We start from the raw sequence: 1,623 nt of genomic DNA on the forward strand, positions 1-1,623 counted from the left end.
CGGTCCACCAAGGCTCACGCCTCAACTTCACCCCCCGCAGTATGCTCTCCTACCATCAAGACAGTTACCTGTCTGATCCACCGCTTCGGTGATGTGCTTGATGCCCGTTTATTATCGATGCCCACCCCGCTCGACCAGTGAGCTGTTACGCACTCTTTAAAGGAATAGCTGCTTCCAAGCTAACCTCCTGGCTGTCTCGGCAGCCGGACCACCTTTGTTCAACTTAGCACACACTTGGGGACCTTAGCGGATGGTCTGGGTTGTTCCCCTCTCGGAGCAGGACCTTAGCACCCTGCCCCTCACTGCCCAACACCCCCATGCGCATTCGGAGTTCGACTGAAGTTGGTAGGCTATGACACCCCCGCATCCAATCGGTCGCTCTACCTCACATGGGGTAACATTAGACGCTGTTCCTAAAAACATTTCGGAGAGTACGAGCTATTTCTCAGTTTGATTGGCCTTTCACCCCTACCCACAACTCATCCGGAAACTTTTCAACGTTTATCGGTGCGGTCCTCCACGGTGTGTTACCACCCCTTCAACCTGGCCATGGGTAGATCACCAAGTTTCGCGTCAACAGCCACTAACTAACCGCCCTGTTCAGACTCGCTTTCGCTTCGGCTCCAAGACTCCAGTCTTTTAACCTCGCTAGTGACCGTTACTCGTAGGCTCATTATGCAAAAGGCACGCTGTCACTCCACTCTCGGAAGCTCCAACCGCTTGTAAGCACCCGGTTTCAGGTTCTGTTTCACCCTGGTACGCCCAGTCCTTTTCACCTTTCCCTCACGGTACTCTTCCCTATCGGTCTTCTACAGTGTTTAGCCTTGGCAGATGGTGCTGCCAGCTTCAGAGGGAGTCCCTCCGGCTCCCCCCTACTCAGGATACTCAACCCACAGACCAACGTGACCACTACGGGACTCTCACCCCCTGCGGTTGGCCTTCCCAGACCATTCGTGTTTATTGTTCTGCTTGTTGTCGAGTCCTACAACCCCGACCTGGCCGTAACCAGACCGGTTTGGGCTTCGACGCGTTCGCTCGCCACTACTGACGCCATCACTGATTGTTTTCTTTTCCTCCGCCTACTTAGATGTTTCAGTTCAGCGGGTGAGCCTCCACACATAACATGTGAATGACGGTCCTTCAGACCGCCGGGTTTCCCCATTCGGACACCTGCGGATCAACCCATGCCAGCTGGTCCCCGCAGCGTTTCGTCGCTTGCCACGTCCTTCGTCGCCTGTAGAAGCCAAGGCATCCCCCGGGTGCCCTTTTGCTGCGTTAATTCCATTGCTGGAAACGCATAAAATACTACTTACAATGATCTATTAGATATTCCTGGTTACCCAGTTCTATCTGCTTTCTTCTCAATAGGTCAAAGAACGAAACCCTGAACCCCTTGCGTGATCCAGGATGGCGTTCTCCGCCAACCACCAGCATACATACAAGCCTAAGTCTGACCAGCTCTTGTCCCCTATATATAAGGAACCAGAAACCTGCAATCAACTCCAAAAAGGAGATGTTCCAGCCGCACCTTCCGGTACGGCTACCTTGTTACGACTTAGCCCTAGTCACCAGATTTACCCTTGAAGGGCTGTGACGCCCCGCTTCAGGTCCCCCCGATTCCCA

Annotated in this window: 2 rRNA genes; both read right to left on the bottom strand. The window is 53.7% G+C overall.

The window, feature by feature from the left end:
• Positions 1 to 1,280 (bottom strand): 23S ribosomal RNA (locus ACAW75_RS26085); the annotation flags it as partial.
• A 226-nt stretch (positions 1,281 to 1,506) separates the two neighbouring features.
• A 16S ribosomal RNA gene (locus ACAW75_RS26090) occupies positions 1,507 to 1,623 on the bottom strand; the annotation flags it as partial.

It is taken from the genome of Fibrella arboris (assembly GCF_041321095.1).
GTDB classification, from domain to species: Bacteria; Bacteroidota; Bacteroidia; order Cytophagales; family Spirosomataceae; genus Fibrella; species Fibrella arboris.